Raw genomic sequence first — 17,233 nt, 5'->3', positions numbered from 1 at the left:
AACCCCCGGAGACGTTCAAGCGGCGTTTTCCCCGGCCTGCGCGGCCCACATTGCGGCATAATGGCCACCTGCGGACAGCAGTTCCAGATGGCTTCCCTGCTCCACCACGCGCCCTGCGTCAAGCACGACGATGAGATCGGCATCCTGCACGGTGGACAGACGATGCGCGACAATGATCGTCGTGCGCGCCTGAGAGAGGATCGCCAGCTCCTTCTGAATGGCGACCTCGGTGCGGGTATCAAGCGCACTTGTGGCCTCGTCCAGCAGCAGGATACGCGGGTCTTTGAGGATAACGCGGGCAATAGCGACACGCTGTTTCTCGCCCCCTGAGAGCTTCAGCCCACGCTCCCCGACAACAGTCTCATACCCGTCAGGCAGTTCCCGGATGAAGGCGTCGATCTGCGCGCTGCGGGCCGCGTTTTCAATGTCTTCGCGGGAGGCCGACAGATCGCCATAGGCAATATTGTCGCCAATGCTGGAATTGAAGAGCACTGTATCCTGCGGGACCGTCCCGATAATGTTCTGAATGTCGGTCGGCGCGATCTCACGCAGGTCGTGCCCATCAATGCAGACCGAGCCCTCCGTGGGATCATAGGCGCGGGTCAGCAGACGCCCGAGCGTAGATTTCCCAGAGCCTGTATGGCCGACAATGGCCAGAGACGTCCCTGCAGGCACGGTGATGGAAACATCATGCAGGATCTGCCGTGCGGGGCTGTAGCCGAAAGAGACATGGCGGAACGCAACCGCTGCCGCTCCGGCTTCCGACAGTTTTCCAGCAAGATGCACAGGGTGTGGAACCTGAAGAATTTCGGACCGGATCGCGAGCAGTTCGAGATAGTTTTCCAGATCAACGCGGGCATTGCGCCAGCCTGCACTGACATAATTCAGGGCACCGACGGATGAATAAAGCCCGCTCAGATAACTGCCGATCAGAACAAACTGGGCCACCGCGAGACGATGCAACACGATATCATGCGCGGCCATAGCCAGAAGCGTGGTGGTCGTCGCGGCTATCAGGAAGCCCCGACTGATCTGGGACAGGCTGACATAACGCTGAAGGCTGATTTCCGCCTTCCGAAGATCCTTGCGCGCCGCGTCGTAACGCTCGATCTCGTGGCTTTCATTGGCAAAGCTGCGCACTGTCTCGAAGTTGAGAATGCTGTCCACAAGCTGGTGCTGGGCCTGATTGCTGGCACGGTTCCGCGCCCGACGGGCCGTCATCCTCAAACGGGTAAAAATATAGGAAACGGTGGAATACAGCCCCAGCGCCACCAGAAGCAGTGCCACATAACGCCAGTCGAAGATTTTCAGAATGACAGTCAGAGTCATAATGAGTTCGATGACGTTGGGCAAAACGTTGAACAGCGCCAGTGAGAGCAGTGTTCCGACAGCATCGGCCCCACGATCGAGCGTTCGGGTCAGGGAGCCTGTTTGCCGGTCCAGATGGAACCGGACGCTCAGATCATGCAGATGCCGCAAGCCAAGGACGGCGACACGACGTTCAAGATCGGTTTCGACCGGCTTGACCAGAAATTCCCGCAATGGGCTCGCCAGCCCGGAAATAATGCGGATGACCGCATACTGGGCGATCAGCCAGACCGGGACGGCCAGAAGAGTTTCGGGACGCGAAAGGCTGCTGACCATGCGACTGAAAAGCCAGGGCGTTGCAACTGCAGTCGCGCTCTCCACCAGAAGAATGAGCAGCGCAAACCCGATGCGCGTCGCGTCCGGCCAGAGCTTCTCCGGTCGGATCAGGGGCCATAAAACACGAAGGGAAAGCGCTTCAGACGTCGAATCGGTTTTTTTGAGCATGGATTGAGTATGTGGAAGTGCTGACGGCGCTTTGCAAATAACTGTCCTGCATGCGACATATCGTACTGTGTCGAATAAATCTTTCTCCCGCACCCTTGAGCCGTTTCTGCGGCATATCGCAGCCTGCAACAGCGCTGTCCTGCCGGGCGGTCGCACTCCGTTCTTTTGTGCTGACTCACAGATCGGCTGGCTCAGTCCGCCCACGGTGCAGGCTCTTGAAACCCTTGGTGTTCGCGAAGGGGAAAAATTCGGCGTCAGCGCCGGAGCAGAGCTCTTTCCGCTGTCCCACACGCTCTGCGAGATGGGCCTCTACGCCTCCCATCACGAAGCCTTTGACGTGCGCGACGACAGTGGCGTGGTTCTCGGACAGGTGGACCGGGGCGCCATTCCGGTTCTGGGGCTTGCGGCGGAGGGCGTGCATCTGAACGGACTGGTCGAGCGTGCAGACGGACTTTTCCTCTGGGTCGCACGGCGCAGCATGAGCAAGCGCCTCGATCCGGGCAAGCTGGACCATCTGGTCGCGGGGGGCATGAGCGCCGGCCTCGACCCGCAAACGACCGTGATCAAGGAAGCGCAGGAGGAAGCCGGGATCCCGGCCGAACTCGCTGCAAAAGCGCAGGCCGTCGGTCGGATCCACTATGCTCTTGAGCGACCTGAAGGGTTACGGCGCGACGTCCTGCACTGTTACGATCTGCTGCTCCCCGAGGGCTTCGTGCCCATAGCGGAGGACGGAGAAGTGGAAAGCTTCCACCTTCTGCCCATTCAGGAGGTCATGGCACTGGTCCGCGACACCGACGACTTCAAGTTCAACGTCAATCTCGTCCTGATCGATCTCTTCCTCCGCCGCGGTCTTTTCGATCCCGCCGACGCCGCCATTTTACGCCGCGCCCTCTCCGGACAGGCCGCGTGAGAAAAGCAGTCGCGTCCTTGATTCTGACGACGCCTCTGCTGGGTGGATGCATTGTTCCTGTCAGCGTCACACCCAATCTGTGTCGGGAAATCGGCGCGAAAGACGGATTGCAGATCCGTCTGGCATTCGGCCTGGCCCGCCCTGATGGCAGTGTCATCGAAAGGCAGGACTGGCAGCAGTTTGTGGACAGCGAAATCACGCCGCGTTTCCCTGCGGGTTTTACCGTGATCGACGCTCAGGGGCAGTGGTATGATGCTGCTGGTCACAAGGTCATTCAAGAAGGATCACGAATCGTCTGGATCGTTGCGCCTTCCTCAGACCGCAGCCTTCAGGCTCATCTGAGAGCCATTCGTCAGATCTATCAAAAACGTTTCAACCAGCAGGCTGTTGGACTCAGCATACAGTCTGGCTGCTCTTCATTTGAAAGCCTTCCCGTGGAATAGTTCCGCACTACGGAACAGCGTTTCCCGGTCCTTTTGACGCCTTCTTCATCCGGACTTTTCTCGTCAAGGCAGATCGCTCTGCACGGGACGACAGTTCAGGCATGTTTTTCTTCCGGAAGTCCCATGACAGATCTTTCTTCTCCCTCAGCACCCGACACCATCACGATAGAGGCCTCAGACTCCACGGGAACGATCCAGCGGCGCGCACGGGGCTTTCTGGCATTCTTTTTCGTGGCGATAGGGCTTTACACTCTCAAGGGCTTCCTGCCAGCGCTTCTATGGGGCTGCGTGTTCGCAATTTCGATCTGGCCGCTCTACCGCCGCGCTGAACTGCGCTTCGGTCGCAGCGACTGGCTGCCCATGATCTTCACCCTGGCCGTAGCACTGATCTTTCTAGTGCCTGTCTCGCTGGTTGGCGTGAAAGTCGCGGATGAGGCACGAAGCGCGCTGGAATGGATTGATGACGTCCGCAATAACGGCATTCCGATGCCGGAATGGGTGCCTCGTCTGCCCTTTATGGCCACTCAGGCCACCAACTGGTGGCAGAACCACATGACCAGCCCCCAACGCCTTTCCCATCTGCTTCATTCCGTCGATGTCGGACACGGAATGCAGATGACCAGACAGGTGGGCACTCAGCTCGCCCGCCGGGGCACGCTGTTCGCCTTTTCGCTCCTGACACTGTTTTTCCTGCTGAAAGATGGCGACAGCGTCATCCGCAAATGCCTTCTGGGATCACAGCGTCTGTTCGGTGAGCAGGGAGAAAGCCTCGCCAAACAGATGATTTCGTCAGTTCACGGAACACTGGCTGGACTTGTTCTGGTCGGTCTGGGTGAAGGGGCAATCATGGGCATCGTCTATATGTCGACGGGCGCACCCCAGCCCCTGCTGTTTGCAATGGTGACGGCTGTCGCCGCCATGATCCCGTTTCTGGCATGGCCGACGGTTGGGCTGGTGGCGCTGCTGCTGCTAGCAAAAAGCAGCATGATCGGAGCGATCGTCGTAGCCGCCATCGGCTCCGTCGTGATCTTCATCGCGGACCATTTTATCCGCCCCGCCCTGATTGGTGGCAGCACAAAAATGCCGTTCCTGTGGGTTCTGCTGGGAATTCTTGGGGGTGCTGAGACCTGGGGTCTGCTGGGTCTCTTCCTTGGTCCGGCCATCATGTCCGCCCTGCATCTGCTGTGGACGATCTGGACAGAGACAAATCCCCGCAAAGGGATCTATGCAAAAGACACTGAATATTAAGGAAGAATTATTACCGCAGGACTGGTCGGGCAGGCGGGATTCGAACCCACGACCCCCAGTCCCCCAGACTGGTGCGCTACCAGGCTGCGCTACTGCCCGTCGTCCTGCGGTGGCGGTGGTTTAGCAGTGTCCCACCCTCACCGCAATGGGGGATTGTGACTAAACTGGCAGAAGATTTCGCAAATTCTGAAGCTCTTCGAGAATTTCGCGCAGTTCCGCCCGCAACAGACCGTTCTCGGCTTCTGTCTTTTCTAGGGTGCTGAACAGAAGCTCGTTCTCGTCACGCAGGGTTATGAGAAGAGCAGAATCGTGAGCTTCGGCTTCGGCTTCGGCTTCGGCTTCGGCTTCGGCTTCGGCTTCGGCTTCGGGCGTCTGCTCTTCTGCCGGAATGTCAACAACCTCAGTCACGATGACAGTGTGAGCTTCAGCGGGAAGTTCCGGGAAAATGATTTCGTCGTCAGCTTCGGTTGCAGATGCGATATCCAAGTTCTCATCGCGGACAGCCTCCGTAAGCAGCGATTCTTCCGCAGATGGCTGCTCGTCCTCAGTCGGCTCGGCGATAACGACGGGCATAGAAACCCATTCTGCGGAGTCTGCTGAAATTTCAGGTACTGCTTCTGGAACTACCTCTTCAACAGTCTTCTGACCCGCCCGTGCTTTCTGCGCACGGCGTTCCCGCAGCACGCGCAGAACCCCCTGCCCCTTGTATCCCTGCACATAAAGCAGGTCTGAAATCAGCCGAAGCGTCTCGATATGCTCGGGGCTGTAATAGCGTCGTCCACTTTCCCCACGAAACGGCTTTACACCCGGATAGATGGTTTCCCATGAGCGCAGACGGTGCTGGGGAATATGCAGTTCCTCGGCAACCTCGCTGATGGTCCGGTACGCATCCGGAGCCTTCCTGACCTTTTCAGCGCCAGCCGGAATATCGTCATTCGGCGGCAACACGACGGCTTCGGACATAGACTTACCTGTCATGGGACGACGCCTCGGCAGCGACCGTCTCGGAGCCGTTCATGCGATCCCTCAACAGTTGGGAGGGCCTGAACACCAGTACGGCTCTGGGGAGGATGGGGACTTCCACGCCCGTTTTGGGATTGCGTCCGATGCGCTCTCCCTTCTGGCGGACGGAAAAAGTTCCGAACCCGCTCAGCTTCACGGATTCGCCCGCCTCGAGCCGGTTGGAGATCGCATCCAGAAGGCTCTCGAGAATCATGGAGGAATCGTGCCGGGAAAGACCGACACGACTATAGAGATGCTCGACAAGATTCGCGCGCGTGACTGTGCTCATGTCACTTGCGTATCATGACGTTCAGAACAGTCAAAGGAATCAATCATTAACCTGCTCTAAACAGGAAACTGACTACATCCGGACGAGAGCGGATCCCCATGTCAGACCACCGCCCAATGCCTCCATAAGGACGAGATCGCCCTTCCGGATCCGTCCATCCCGCACGGCCTCGTTCAGGGCCAACGGAATGGAGGCCGCAGACGTGTTGGCATGACGGTCCACGGTCACGACGACCCGATCCGACGGCAGCGCCAATTTCTTCGCCATACCTTCGATAATCCGCAGATTAGCCTGATGCGGCACCATCCACTGAATATCCTGACCCGTCAGATTATTGGCCGCCAGCGCCTCATCCACGGCCTGCGAGAGCTTGACCACGGCATGGCGGAACACCTCCCGTCCCTGCATGCGCAGTTTCTGCGTTGCGGACACACAGCCTGCGGCACCGTCCACATAAAGAATATCGCCCGTCCGGCCATCGGAGTGCAGATGAGTGGAGAGAATGCCCTCCTCGCCTTCATGACTGGCTTCCAACAGAACCGCACCCGCACCATCCCCGAAAAGGACGCAGGTGGAACGGTCTGTCCAGTCCAGCAGACGCGAGAACACCTCGCTCCCGATCACAAGGATTTTCTTCGCCTGACCTGCCTGCATCAACGCGCGTGCCGTTGCCAGCGCATAGACAAAACCTGAGCACGCGGCGCTAAGGTCGAAGCCGAAACCCGTCGTCATGCCGAGCAAAGCCTGAACCTGCACAGCCACAGCAGGGAAAACCTGATCCGGCGTGGCTGTGGCGACCAGAACCGCATCGACTTCGGAAGCGTCAACGCCAGCGTAGTCTAGCGCCTGTCGGGCTGCTTCAGCCGCCATGCTGGCCGTGGTTTCGTCACCGGAAGCAATATGCCGCTGGGCAATACCGGTTCGGGTCCTGATCCATTCGTCCGAAGTCTCGATGCCGTATTTCAGGGCAAGATCGTCATTGCTTACGACGTCGCGCGGCAGATAGCCCCCGACACCCGTCAGACGGACACGAATGGGATCGGACATATTTTTTCAGCTCACAGGTTCAGGAACAGCCTTGGTGGACACGGCCTCAGTCGGTTCGGACGTTCCCATGCCCAACTGCTCCAGACGATCACGGATCTTGTCGTTCAGATGGTGCGTAACGGCATCCATGGCAACATCGACGGCTGCGGCAAAGCTCTCGCCGTCCGCCCCACCATGCGATTTCACGACAATGCCATTCAAACCGACGAACAGGGCTCCGTTGTAGCGACGCGGGTCAATCCATTCCCGCATCCGCTCCAGTCCGGGCTTAACCAGCAGATATCCAAGGCGGGTCAGGAGATTGGTTTCAAAAACGCGCCGCAGGAGGCCAAAGGCAAGTTTCAGCGCGCCTTCGCCGGTTTTCAGCGCGATATTGCCGGTAAATCCATCCGTCACGATCACGTCGGTCGTGCCGGCGGTAATATCATGTCCTTCGACAAAGCCATGAAACTGCGGTGCCAGAGGGCTGGCTCTCAGGCGCTCAGAAGCTTCTCGCAAACGGTCATCCCCTTTCAGCTCTTCCGAGCCGACATTAAGAAGGCCGATTGTCGGAGACGGCAGGCCGAGCGCGGCCTGAGCGAAAGCCTCGCCCATGATCGCAAACTCAACCAGATTGCGCGCATCGCAGGCGATGTTCGCACCGAGATCAAGCATCACGACATCACCACGCGCAGACGGCTGAACCGCAGCCATGGCAGGTCGGGAAATTCCCGGGAGAGCTTTGACGATGATTTTCGCAAGCGCCAGCATGGCACCGCTGTTGCCCGCAGAAACAACGCCGCGGGCTTCGCCTGCCGCCACGGCTTCCATGGCCATACGCATGGACGAACCCCGCACACGCAACGCGGATGTCGGCTTCATTTCCATGGGAATGCTGGCGTCTGAGTGACGGATATCACACAGGCTTGCGGCTTTGGGGTGTTTGGCCAGAGCGGCCCTGAGAACGGCTTCATCTCCGATCAGGAGAATGCGGGCCTTCGGGTGCCGGTCGGCTGCCAGATCAAGTCCGGCAAGGACGATATCCGGGGCCCTGTCACCACCCATTGCATCAACGGCGAGGGCATAAGGCCCGGAGGCCGCGACGTCACGTTCGGGCGTGACAGGCGCATTGGTCATTGAGACAGTTTCCCGGACAGCATCACAGATGCGGGGCCGCGCTCCTGGGAGGCGACGGACCCGCAGGTAGGGATCAGGCGCGGACGGCGGTCTTCAGGCCCTTGCCGCTGTTGCCAGCAGCGACCACTTCACGGCCGTCATAGTGACCGCAATGGCTGCAAACGTGGTGCGGACGCTTCAGTTCGCCACAGTTCGAGCACTCTGCGTGCGCCTCGACGGTCAGGGCGTCGTGGCTGCGACGCATGCCACGACGGGACGGCGTAGTCTTTCTTTTAGGGACGGCCATGGCTTTTATGCCTCTTTCTGCTTCTGTGTCGGCACCCCTGCTCCGCTCCCCGCGGCATCCGGTGCCCTGTTGTTCGTCGTCTCGTATTTACGTCGAGTTCAGGCGGGCGGCTCTAGCAGAGCCAGAAGAAACCCGCAAGTCAGACGTGGGATTTTATTCTTTCCTGTCCCCGTTCTTCAGCGCGGAAAGTGCTGAAAACGGATTGGGACGGCGTGAACCATCCGGTCCTTCGCCAGACAACTCTGCCCCTTCTTCCCCTTCTGCGGGCGCCACGTCAACCGCATTTTCCAGACCGACGCCGGGTTTACGAGGATAGGGGTCCAGCATCAGGGCAAGCTGCTCCGCTGCAGCCTCGCCGATATCAAGGGCCTTTCCGTCATGCGGAACCTCGTCCGGACCGTCCAGATCAATGGAATCGATATCGAACTCATCTTCCGGCATCTCTTCCGCGGGGATGAATTTTAAAAAGAAGGTTTCGGCCAGAACATCCTTGAAGGGTTCCGAGGTGATAACGCAGACCTGCGTAAGCTTTGCGGCAAGATACCCTTCCGCCAGAACGCTTCGATTGGTCGATGGCGTCAGACGGAAACGGCAGGTCAGGGTTTCAATCTCGGGGATACCCAGACGGGCCGCGAGGGCTGCCCGCTCTGCGGGCGTTGCCTCGATCGTCTCGTCCAGTCCCGATCCCAGCCGGTTGAAGAGGATACGTCGGGAAAATTCAGGAGAATGGAACATTCAGGCACTCCAGCCCCCGGATTATGGGGGAAATCGTTGACATGCAGGCGCCATTCGGGCACGCGCTCAGTGGAGCGGTTCTCTTGCACAGGATAGTTTCCGGATCCATGAATAACGCATCTTCCCCGACGCCCCAAAGCAGAACACGCGTCCTTCGCCGTTTCGCACAGGCGGGAGTGGCATGTGTTCCGCTGCTGCTCGGCGGATGCTCGTTCTTTTCACCGATTCCCGAGCCCCGCGGCTCCCTGATCGAAAAGACCGATTACGCACAGCTCATACCCGGAACAAGCACCCGCACGGATGTTCTCGATCTGCTGGGCTCACCGACGGCGCACGCGACCTTCGACGACAATACCTGGATCTACGTCTCGATGATCACGTCCCCAACGCCACTGACCTTCCCGAGCGTTAAAAAGCAGGAAGTCGTGGTGCTGAATTTCGATAATGGCGGCGTCCTGCGCAAGGTAGACACACTCAACAAGAAGAACGCGATGTATGTCGGTATGGTGGGCGCAAAAACGCCCACGCCAGGCACCAGTTCGTCCATCCTGCAGGAACTGCTGGGCAATGTCGGCCGCTACAACCCGATGAGCGGCATGAGCAGCCAGTTCGGCGGAAGCACCGGACCGATGGGCGGTCAGGGCACCGGCAATGGTGGCGCTGGCAACTCGCTGCCCTAAGTTTCTGGAAACCTAATTACTTCGGGAGGTTGAGCAGAACGCCCAAACCTCCCAACGGACTGTCCGTCAAACGGATGGACCCGCCATGGGCGTGAATGATGTCCCGCACAATTGTCAAACCCAGACCTCCGCTTTGTCCGTCCTGACTGACACTCGTGCCATTCAGTTCCGAAATGGCGGCCCGGCGGCTGGCGGACAGGCCCGGCCCGTTATCCTCCACAGAAATTTCGATATTCCGCTCTCCTTCGCGCAGGGAGAACCGCATCGCTCCGCCATGACGGCGGGCATTTTCTGCCAGATTCGTCAAAACGCGGCGCAATGCGTCAGGCCGTACCACAGCCTCAACGCCTTCCCGACCTTCAACGCCCAGAACCTGTCCTCCCGCACGCAGCGTGGCAGCCGCGACATCATCCAGCATGCCTCTCAGGTCGGTCAGGACGGGCTCCTCGGCCCCTTCTCCTCGCGCAAATGACAGATAGCTGCCGATCAGACGTTCCATATCCTCGATATCCGTGACCATATCCGCTAGATCCGGCTTGAGGCTCTCTGCGCGGATCGGGCCGAAGGTCGGGATCATGGCAACTGTCAGGCGCAGTCGGGTCAGGGGCGTTCGCAGATCGTGCGAAACACCGGCGAGAACAGCCGTACGTTGCGCCACAAAGCGGTTCACCCTCGCCTGCATGCGATTGAACGCAACAGCAGCCTGTCGCACCTCCCGCGCGCCCTGAGGGCGGATCGGCCCAGCATCCCTTCCCATCCCGAACAGTTCGGCAGCCTGCCCCAGACGGCGGATGGCGCGCACCTGATTGCGCATGAACAGCCCGGCGATCAGGAACAGGAGAATGGAACTGCTGACGGCCCAGACCACGAAAAGCCAGATCGGCCCGATATTCAGGCGCTTGACCGGCACCATGACCACCATCACACCCTGCGGAAGCTGGATTGAGGCGCGGACTGTCTGGGGCGCTTCAGACCAGTCCACATCATAGGCTTGGCCAAGGTTCTGCCGGATCGAGCGGGCAAAATCGTCATCCATTGGGCCAAGCACATGATTGGTGCCGTAGCGGGAGAGTTTTTCAGCAGGATGGAATGAGAAGCCCAGTTGGGTCCGCGAGGACGCATCCTGCAGGATGAGCTCCTGTTCCGCTGGGGATGAGGCGTGCTCGATCATGGCCACGACTAGCGAAATCTCGCCCGTCACGCCGTCTGACAGGCGGCGAGAGACGACGTTCAGATAGGTTCCGTAAAACAGGCCCAGCGCGATCGCCTGCGTCACCAGTAGCGGAATGAGCACGATCAGCATCGACCGCCCCATGAGGGAGCGCGGCAGAATACGCCTTAACGGGCGGTCCAGCTTCTGCCAGGACTCGTCCCGCTCAACCGTTGGATCAGCGTCCCGGTTTGAGAACATAACCCTTGCCCCGCACGGTATGAAGGAAACGGGGTTCCTTGGGATCGACCTCAATCCGACGACGCAGACGCGTGACTTGAACATCGACCGCACGTTCGCCGATCTCGTCCATTTCCAGCGCCTTGGCGATGGCTTCACGCGACAGAACCGTTCCCGGCTGACTGGTGAGAACGCCCAGAAGCGCGGATTCTCCTCCCGTCAGATGAACGGCCCCCTGAGGGCCACTGAGGAGCCCGCGTTTGACATCGAATTCCAGCTCTCCCAGCCGCAGGATGTCGGGAACTTCGTCCACCACAGGCAACGCAGGCACAACACGTCGAAGATGGGCCCGCAGACGGAGCAGAAGCTCACGCGGTTCAAAAGGCTTACCCAGATAGTCGTCCGCACCGGCTTCAAGCCCCCCGATCCGGTCCGCAGGCTCCCCCCGCGCCGTCAGGAGCAGAATGGGAAGTGACAGACCCTCCTTGCGCAGGCTGTTGGTCAGGGACAGACCGTCCTCGCCTGGCATGGTCACGTCGAGAACGAGTGCATCGGGCTGAATCCGTTGCAGAACGTCGCGGGCCGCCAGAGCATCCAGGGCCGTGCTCACCCGATAACCGTTCTCGGACAGGTAACGCTGAAGTAGCCGCAAAAGGCGCGGATCATCATCAACGACCAGAATATGCTCGTCACTCATGGGACAGGATTCCCGGCTGGTGTCTGGAGGGGCGCAAGGACCCGGCGGAACCCTTCCACAGCCGTCATGCCCGCTTCACGATAGGCTCGGGTCATCACTTCGCGGATCATAAGGAACAGTTCGCGTTCAAGAGCTTCACCGGCTTCTGTCAGACGCAGGGGACGTCTGCGACGGTCATGACGGTCTTCTTCCTGTACGAGCAGTTTGCGATCCCGAAGATCCCCCAGAGCGCGACCCAGAGACTGTTTGGTAATGCCAAGACTGTTCAAAAGCGCGCCCGGGGTAATCCCCGGGTGTGCGGCAGCCAGGAAAAGAATGCGGTGATGCGCTGGCCCCAGCCCTTTCTCGCGCAGAAGACTTTCACAATCGGCATTCAGGGTCCGCCAAGCCAGCATCATGGCCTCATAGGACTGCCGGATCCGGTCTTCCCGCAGATAAAGATGGGCCGTCGCGGATGACGGGATGTCCATGGTTCTGGCCGTCACCGAAGGGTTTCCTCCACATATCCGAAGCGATCGAAGTCAATGATGCGCTGCGGATAGAGAATGCCGTTCAGATGGTCGTTTTCATGTTGCAGAACATTAGCATGAAACCCCGTCGCCTCGCCTTCGACCAAGACACCATCCTGATCCAGCCCCGAATAGCGCACCGCTGCATAGCGCGGCACATCAGCCCGCAGCCCCGGAATCGACAGGCACCCTTCGGTGCAAGTCATCATCTCTTCACCCAGAGGCGTGATTTTGGGATTGATGAGAACGCGGGGCAGCAATGCCTCCTCGGGAGTCGCCACACGGCTTGCAGGAACGTGATAGACGAACATCCGCAGCGGCTGATGGACCTGAGGCGCTGCCAGCCCCGCCCCGCGCGCATCGGCCATCGTTTCCATCATGTCTGCGATAAGAGACTGGATTTCCGGGGCTTTCGGGTCGGAAACGGCCCGTGCCACCTGATGCAGGACGGGGTTGCCCATCCGGGCGATCTTGAGCAGGGCCATGAAATCCTCTTTCTTCAGACAGGCGTTGCATCGGGTGGAACGCACATGCAGGCCGCAGAGTGCGCTTTGCGAAGAATCCATTCAAGCATGGCCGAATGAATTGCGTTCCCCGCAAAAGATGTGTTAAGGGCACCATCCTTAGTTGGATTGCCATATCACGGGTGGCGCTGAAGAGCGGGCCCATAAGGAGTTGACGGCACCGTGCAGGTTCTCGTTCGTGACAACAATGTTGACCAGGCGCTTAAGGCGCTCAAGAAGAAGATGCAGCGCGAAGGCGTGTTTCGTGAAATGAAGCTGCGTCGCCACTTCGAAAAGCCCTCCGAAAAGCGCGCCCGCGAAGCAGCTGAAGCTGTTCGTCGCGCTCGCAAGATGGAGCGTAAGCGTCTGGAGCGTGAAGGCTTCTAAGTCTTCCCGTCCTCCGAACGGAAAAAAAGCCGCCTCCTTCGGGAAGGCGGCTTTTTTTGTGCCTAAAATTCTCCTGCTCCCCTGCCCGCCATCTGCGGACAGGGGAGACGCACAGCTTACTGCGCGTCCATCAGGCGGTGACTGAGATAGATGGCTTCCAGAGCCCGCTCATGCGCAACTTCCGCCGCATTGACTGTACCCGCATGGCCGCCTTCCACGTCCTCATAATACAGGAAGGGCTGTTTCAGACTTTCCAGCCGTGCCGCGAAACGACGCGCATGAATTGGCCCGACGCGATCATCGCGCGTTGACGTAAAAATAAACGGCTCCGGATAGGAAACGCCCGCCTTCAGGTTCTGCAAAGGCGACATCTTCTCCCAGAACGCGCGCGGCCCTGGCTCCGAGACGCTGCCATACTCGGCGGCCCAGGACGCTCCTGCTGCCATCTGCTCGTAATTCATCATGTCCAGAAGCGGCACGCCGATGATGGCGGCATTCCACAGCTCCGGATGCTGGGTGAACTCCACACCCGCCAGCAGACCACCATTGGACCGCCCCCGCAGCCCCAGATGCCGTGGCGATGTGATATGGCGCGCCGTCAGATCCCGCGCAACAGCAGCAAAGTCGTCATAAGCCTTCTGCCGTCCTTCCCGGCGAGCAACATCATGCCATGCAGGCCCGAATTCTCCGCCGCCACGGATATTGGCCATGACGTACACGCCACCTCGGTCAAACCATGTAATCCCGAGATCGGGATGATAGACCGGCAGGTAGGACAACCCAAAACCACCATAGGCCGTCATCAGCGTCGGACGGGCACCGTCTTTCTGCCAGTCTTTGGCATGCACAATGAAATAGGGAATGGCCGTCCCATCCGTACTGGTCGCCGACATCTGCTCGACAACCAGATTGGACGCATCGAACAGATCGGGCTGGCGATACAGAGGCTGCGCGGTCTGAGTTGCCGTATTCAGGCTCCAGATCTGTGGCGCCTGAATGAAGCCTTCAAGCTGAAGATAGGCCTGCGACAAGCCAGGATCTGACGAAACGATTTCTGCAGCCATGTTCTTTGGGAGATCAATGGACCGCGAGGTCCATGCTCCAGTCGCGCCCCGGCGAAAGAGCTTCAGGACAGGCTGGACGTTGTCATACAGAACAACCACCAGACCCTCTTTTGTCACTGCCAGAGCATCACCCATACCATCCCCGACCGTCTGACGGGATGTCGGCGACAGGATGAGCTGAGGCGCGGCAGAATTTTTCAGGTCCAGCGCGACAATGCTATCGGCGTGAAATGTCTGACCGGATACCGTCCAGTCCTGCAAGAGATGCAGAACCAGTTGGCCATCCAGATAGGATAGGCTGTCATATTTTTCTGGCAGAGGCAGCCGGGTCAGCGTCTGCGTTGCAGGATTGAACAGACTGACTTCCGTGTGGAAAAAATCCCGATGACGGCTAATCAGAAAGAGTTCGTGGCCTTTTTCATCACGCAGGCGCTCCGGTGCCACATCCATATCCGTGATCTGACCGCGATAGACTTCGACGGCCTGATCCAACTTCTGCCCACGATGTAAAAGCCGAACCGAATAGGGGTAGCCCGAATGCGTCAGCCCGGCATTGCCCGTCCCCCAGTCCCGCGAGACCAGAAGTGTATTGGCATCAACCCAGATGGCCGTCTGCTTTCCGGACGGAAGATCAAAGCCGTCTTTTACAAAAGTATCTGTCTGCGTGTCGTATTCCCGGACCACATGGGCATCTTCCCCCGCCTGTGAGAGCGACATGAGACAGAACCGGTCCTGCGGGCTGAGACAATCCAGGCCTTCCATGACCCAGTTGGCATGTTCATTGCGCGCCAGAGCATCAAGGTCGAAACGCGTTTTCCATTGCGGATGGCCGGACTGGAAGGAGGAGGTGGACGTGCTGCGCCATATCCCGCGTGTATGACGCTCATCCTGCCAGAAGTTCCAGATTTCTCCGCCCTGCTGCGTCGGAAGCGCAAGACGTGCGGGGGACTGCTGGGCCGTCAGGATTTTCTGATAGAGAGGCTTGTAGCGGGGATCAGAAGTGAGCGTCGCCTCTGTATGGGCGTTCTGTGCCCGCACCCATTCCAACGCTTTGGCGCCGTCTGTCTGACTCAGTTCAGCAGGCGACGGAAGAGAAGATGAGCCCGCATAGGCTGCCAGAGGCAGGATGGAGAGAGACAGACAAAGTGCTCTCGCAAGAACAGGAGACATGGAACGCCTTTACGATACCGACAATATCGGCATCGTAAAGACATCCGGACAATCAGGCCACAGCTGCTGCGCTGACTGCTTCTTCCACTTCCTGAAAGCTCGGCATCAGATCGGACGGGATGCTTTTGCGGCCGATTTCGACACTGACCTGAGGCGCATTGCCCTGAAGATGCGCCACAATCACGGATCGCACGAGATCAAGATAAGAGGATTCTTCCTCTACTACGCCCCCTAGCCGACTGGCGATTGGCGCGACAATTCCATAAGCCAGAAGAATACCAAGGAATGTTCCGACCAGAGCGCCTGCAATCATTTCACCCAGAATGATTGGAGGCTTGCTGATGGACGCCATGGTCTTGATCACACCCAGAACGGCCGCCACGATCCCAAGTGCGGGCAGCGCATCGGCAATGGACTGAAGGGCATGGGAAAGGTGCATTTCCTCCCGCATGTTTTTCTTGAGTTCATTCCCCATCACCTCATCCATCTGATACGGATCGGTGGCGTTCATACCCGCCATACGCAGGTAATCGCAGATGAACGAACAAACATGGGAATTGTCCCGGATTTTCGGGAAAGCACCGAACACCGTACTGCCCTGCGGGTCTTCGATATGGGATTCAAGCGCCATGAACCCTTTGGAAGAGGCCAGCTTCGAGATATGGAACAACAGACTCAAAAGGTCGACATAGTCCGAACGGACATACTGCGAACCCTTCATAGCCTTCTTCAGGCCACCCGGCAGGTGTTTCACGGCCGCTATGGAATTGGCCATCAGAAAGGTTCCGACGGCAGCCCCCAGAATGGTCAGAAGCTCGAAAGGCATTGATGAAACGAGAGGGCCAATGGCCCCGCCGGATGCCACGAACGATCCGAAAACACAGCCCAGAACAACAACCAGACCGATAATGATGAACATCCGAAAACTTCCTGACTGACCTGAATTTATTGAGAAATATCGGGCGACAGCACCAGAACGATGCGACGGTTCCGGGGATTGAGAGGCTGGGTGGGGTCAAACAGGTTCCGATCGGCATATCCGCTGACGGATTTCAGGCGTCCATCGGGAAAGCCGTTCTGAACCACCAGATCCCGCACGGCGACCGCTCTTGCACTCGACAGGCTCCAGTTGCTCATCTGTCCGGGACGGTAGGGTGCTGCGTCCGTGTAACCGGCGATGGAGAGCTTGCCGTGCAGTTTTTCGAGGTAGGGCACGATCGCCTTGATCAACTGAACTGCATGGGCATCAGGAGTAGACTTGCCCAAAGCGAACATCGGTTGATGGTCGGAATCTGCGATCTGGATATGAAGGCCATCATCGCCCGCGGAAACAGAGACCTGCGAGCGGACATCGGCCAGTTCCGGCGCATTACTGATCAGGGCCTGAATTTTCTGGGCCGCAGCCATTCTAGCCGTTTGTTCGGCCTTCTGGTCTGCATTCTGGGGTGAAGACGTAACAGGCGGTTCGCCGGGCTGGATCTGATTGTCATGAAGAACGACGATCTGAGCCGTATGAGGGCTGGACGTGCTCTGATCTCTGGCCGTTTGTGCGCCCGAAACCCCGCCCTGCACCGGTTTTCCGTACTGGTCCTTGCCCGGTTTCAGGGCGACGGCTTTTGTTTCCAGGGAAACAGGCTCGGGAGCCGCAGGCAGGACATTATCCACGGGTGGCGGCATATCTTTCCAGACCGCCATCGGATTGAAGAAGTTGGCGATACCCTTTCGCTGCTCTTCCGTCGTGGCGTTAATGAGCCACATGACCAGAAAGAACGCCATCATGGCCGTTACGAAATCGGCGTAGGCGATTTTCCATGCCCCGCCGTGATGACCACCTTCAACAACGTCAAAACGTTTGATGATGATCTTTCGTGCTGCTTTGCCGTTCTGGTTGGACATCCCGCCTCCTGAGTGGTCTCAGTATGACAGGCAAGTTCTTAAGGAGAGG

19 protein-coding genes and 1 tRNA gene are annotated in these 17,233 nt (G+C 58.7%); 5 read left to right on the top strand and 15 right to left on the bottom strand.

Annotated elements, in window-relative coordinates; translation table 11 throughout:
- Positions 1–15: 15 nt before the first annotated feature.
- On the bottom strand, positions 16–1,812 hold the full coding sequence (locus tag JK176_RS02810; protein ID WP_211586309.1) for an ABC transporter ATP-binding protein/permease: 1,797 nt from the start codon (positions 1,810–1,812) through the stop codon (positions 16–18).
- A 67-nt stretch (positions 1,813–1,879) separates the two neighbouring features.
- Here JK176_RS02810 and JK176_RS02805 point away from each other — a divergent pair, with 67 nt between their 5' ends.
- The 3 genes from JK176_RS02805 (at position 1,880) to JK176_RS02795 (ending at position 4,413) form a co-directional block, all read left to right on the top strand.
- Complete coding sequence (locus tag JK176_RS02805; RefSeq protein ID WP_349291893.1) at positions 1,880–2,722, top strand: NUDIX domain-containing protein; 843 nt, start codon at positions 1,880–1,882, stop codon at positions 2,720–2,722.
- A complete protein-coding gene (locus tag JK176_RS02800; RefSeq protein WP_211586307.1) occupies positions 2,719–3,165 on the top strand; it encodes a DUF3574 domain-containing protein in 447 nt (148 codons plus the stop codon). Before JK176_RS02805 ends, JK176_RS02800 begins: the two co-directional genes overlap by 4 nt.
- A 123-nt stretch (positions 3,166–3,288) precedes the next feature.
- A complete protein-coding gene (locus JK176_RS02795) occupies positions 3,289–4,413 on the top strand; it encodes an AI-2E family transporter (RefSeq protein ID WP_211586306.1) in 1,125 nt (374 codons plus the stop codon).
- A 22-nt stretch (positions 4,414–4,435) separates the two neighbouring features.
- Here JK176_RS02795 and JK176_RS02790 read toward each other — a convergent pair.
- The 7 genes from JK176_RS02790 to JK176_RS02760 form a co-directional block, all read right to left on the bottom strand.
- Positions 4,436–4,512: transfer RNA gene (locus JK176_RS02790), tRNA-Pro, on the bottom strand.
- 60 nt (positions 4,513–4,572) lie between these two features.
- The gene (locus JK176_RS02785) at positions 4,573–5,391 is read right to left on the bottom strand and encodes a MerR family transcriptional regulator (RefSeq protein WP_211586305.1); all 819 of its coding nucleotides are present in this window, start codon (positions 5,389–5,391) and stop codon (positions 4,573–4,575) included.
- Positions 5,381–5,704 carry an integration host factor subunit alpha gene (locus tag JK176_RS02780; RefSeq protein ID WP_194262106.1) on the bottom strand — a complete coding sequence of 108 codons (324 nt, stop codon included), beginning with the start codon at positions 5,702–5,704 and terminating at the stop codon, positions 5,381–5,383. Before JK176_RS02780 ends, JK176_RS02785 begins: the two co-directional genes overlap by 11 nt.
- A gap of 72 nt (positions 5,705–5,776) precedes the next feature.
- The gene (locus JK176_RS02775) at positions 5,777–6,751 is read right to left on the bottom strand and encodes a beta-ketoacyl-ACP synthase III (RefSeq protein ID WP_211586304.1); all 975 of its coding nucleotides are present in this window, start codon (positions 6,749–6,751) and stop codon (positions 5,777–5,779) included.
- A gap of 6 nt (positions 6,752–6,757) precedes the next feature.
- Positions 6,758–7,867 (bottom strand): phosphate acyltransferase PlsX, encoded by a 1,110-nt coding sequence (plsX, locus tag JK176_RS02770; RefSeq protein ID WP_211586303.1) that lies wholly within the window; start codon positions 7,865–7,867, stop codon positions 6,758–6,760.
- Positions 7,868–7,940: 73 nt separating this feature from the next.
- The gene (gene rpmF, locus JK176_RS02765; protein ID WP_062026921.1) at positions 7,941–8,153 is read right to left on the bottom strand and encodes a 50S ribosomal protein L32; all 213 of its coding nucleotides are present in this window, start codon (positions 8,151–8,153) and stop codon (positions 7,941–7,943) included.
- A 153-nt stretch (positions 8,154–8,306) separates the two neighbouring features.
- The gene (locus JK176_RS02760) at positions 8,307–8,888 is read right to left on the bottom strand and encodes a DUF177 domain-containing protein (RefSeq protein ID WP_211586302.1); all 582 of its coding nucleotides are present in this window, start codon (positions 8,886–8,888) and stop codon (positions 8,307–8,309) included.
- A 107-nt stretch (positions 8,889–8,995) separates the two neighbouring features.
- Between JK176_RS02760 and JK176_RS02755 the strand changes: the two genes are divergently transcribed.
- Positions 8,996–9,568: an outer membrane protein assembly factor BamE gene (locus tag JK176_RS02755; protein ID WP_211586301.1), complete on the top strand. Its 573-nt coding sequence runs from the start codon at positions 8,996–8,998 to the stop codon at positions 9,566–9,568.
- Positions 9,569–9,584: 16 nt separating this feature from the next.
- Here the strand turns inward: JK176_RS02755 and JK176_RS02750 are convergent, their stop codons facing one another.
- The 4 genes from JK176_RS02750 to def are packed head-to-tail and all read right to left on the bottom strand — an operon-like array spanning position 9,585 to position 12,649.
- Complete coding sequence (locus JK176_RS02750; RefSeq protein ID WP_211586300.1) at positions 9,585–10,979, bottom strand: ATP-binding protein; 1,395 nt, start codon at positions 10,977–10,979, stop codon at positions 9,585–9,587.
- Positions 10,957–11,655: a response regulator gene (locus JK176_RS02745; protein WP_194267779.1), complete on the bottom strand. Its 699-nt coding sequence runs from the start codon at positions 11,653–11,655 to the stop codon at positions 10,957–10,959. Before JK176_RS02745 ends, JK176_RS02750 begins: the two co-directional genes overlap by 23 nt.
- Positions 11,652–12,140 (bottom strand): MarR family winged helix-turn-helix transcriptional regulator, encoded by a 489-nt coding sequence (locus tag JK176_RS02740; RefSeq protein ID WP_194267780.1) that lies wholly within the window; start codon positions 12,138–12,140, stop codon positions 11,652–11,654. The genes JK176_RS02745 and JK176_RS02740 overlap by 4 nt, the downstream gene beginning before the upstream one ends.
- On the bottom strand, positions 12,137–12,649 hold the full coding sequence (gene def / locus JK176_RS02735; protein ID WP_211586394.1) for a peptide deformylase: 513 nt from the start codon (positions 12,647–12,649) through the stop codon (positions 12,137–12,139). Before def ends, JK176_RS02740 begins: the two co-directional genes overlap by 4 nt.
- A gap of 201 nt (positions 12,650–12,850) precedes the next feature.
- Between def and rpsU the strand changes: the two genes are divergently transcribed.
- The gene (rpsU, locus tag JK176_RS02730) at positions 12,851–13,054 is read left to right on the top strand and encodes a 30S ribosomal protein S21 (RefSeq protein WP_011251722.1); all 204 of its coding nucleotides are present in this window, start codon (positions 12,851–12,853) and stop codon (positions 13,052–13,054) included.
- A 116-nt stretch (positions 13,055–13,170) separates the two neighbouring features.
- On the opposite strand, the gene JK176_RS02725 is transcribed toward rpsU, so the two are convergent.
- The 3 genes from JK176_RS02725 to JK176_RS02715 are packed head-to-tail and all read right to left on the bottom strand — an operon-like array spanning position 13,171 to position 17,184.
- A complete protein-coding gene (locus JK176_RS02725) occupies positions 13,171–15,288 on the bottom strand; it encodes a prolyl oligopeptidase family protein (RefSeq protein WP_211586299.1) in 2,118 nt (705 codons plus the stop codon).
- A 52-nt stretch (positions 15,289–15,340) separates the two neighbouring features.
- Positions 15,341–16,207: a flagellar motor stator protein MotA gene (gene motA, locus JK176_RS02720; RefSeq protein WP_062027286.1), complete on the bottom strand. Its 867-nt coding sequence runs from the start codon at positions 16,205–16,207 to the stop codon at positions 15,341–15,343.
- Positions 16,208–16,233: 26 nt separating this feature from the next.
- Complete coding sequence (locus JK176_RS02715; protein ID WP_211586298.1) at positions 16,234–17,184, bottom strand: flagellar motor protein MotB; 951 nt, start codon at positions 17,182–17,184, stop codon at positions 16,234–16,236.
- Positions 17,185–17,233: the final 49 nt, after the last annotated feature.

Origin of the sequence: Gluconobacter sp. Dm-73, from assembly GCF_018256215.1 — a bacterium.
Lineage (GTDB): Bacteria > Pseudomonadota > Alphaproteobacteria > Acetobacterales > Acetobacteraceae > Gluconobacter > Gluconobacter cadivus.
This window is presented reverse-complemented; position numbering and strand designations above follow the sequence as displayed.

Excerpts from the sequence above, each read along its gene's own strand:
- JK176_RS02810 (WP_211586309.1), bottom strand. The coding sequence starts at position 1,812 with ATGCTCAAAAAAACCGATTCGACGTCTGAAGCGCTTTCCCTTCGTGTT.
- JK176_RS02795 (WP_211586306.1), top strand. The coding sequence starts at position 3,289 with ATGACAGATCTTTCTTCTCCCTCAGCACCCGACACCATCACGATAGAG.
- JK176_RS02785 (WP_211586305.1), bottom strand. The coding sequence starts at position 5,391 with ATGACAGGTAAGTCTATGTCCGAAGCCGTCGTGTTGCCGCCGAATGAC.
- JK176_RS02780 (WP_194262106.1), bottom strand. The coding sequence starts at position 5,704 with ATGAGCACAGTCACGCGCGCGAATCTTGTCGAGCATCTCTATAGTCGT.
- JK176_RS02775 (WP_211586304.1), bottom strand. The coding sequence starts at position 6,751 with ATGTCCGATCCCATTCGTGTCCGTCTGACGGGTGTCGGGGGCTATCTG.
- plsX (WP_211586303.1), bottom strand. The coding sequence starts at position 7,867 with ATGACCAATGCGCCTGTCACGCCCGAACGTGACGTCGCGGCCTCCGGG.
- rpmF (WP_062026921.1), bottom strand. The coding sequence starts at position 8,153 with ATGGCCGTCCCTAAAAGAAAGACTACGCCGTCCCGTCGTGGCATGCGT.
- JK176_RS02760 (WP_211586302.1), bottom strand. The coding sequence starts at position 8,888 with ATGTTCCATTCTCCTGAATTTTCCCGACGTATCCTCTTCAACCGGCTG.
- JK176_RS02755 (WP_211586301.1), top strand. The coding sequence starts at position 8,996 with ATGAATAACGCATCTTCCCCGACGCCCCAAAGCAGAACACGCGTCCTT.
- JK176_RS02750 (WP_211586300.1), bottom strand. The coding sequence starts at position 10,979 with ATGTTCTCAAACCGGGACGCTGATCCAACGGTTGAGCGGGACGAGTCC.
- JK176_RS02745 (WP_194267779.1), bottom strand. The coding sequence starts at position 11,655 with ATGAGTGACGAGCATATTCTGGTCGTTGATGATGATCCGCGCCTTTTG.
- def (WP_211586394.1), bottom strand. The coding sequence starts at position 12,649 with ATGGCCCTGCTCAAGATCGCCCGGATGGGCAACCCCGTCCTGCATCAG.
- JK176_RS02725 (WP_211586299.1), bottom strand. The coding sequence starts at position 15,288 with ATGTCTCCTGTTCTTGCGAGAGCACTTTGTCTGTCTCTCTCCATCCTG.
- motA (WP_062027286.1), bottom strand. The coding sequence starts at position 16,207 with ATGTTCATCATTATCGGTCTGGTTGTTGTTCTGGGCTGTGTTTTCGGA.
- JK176_RS02715 (WP_211586298.1), bottom strand. The coding sequence starts at position 17,184 with ATGTCCAACCAGAACGGCAAAGCAGCACGAAAGATCATCATCAAACGT.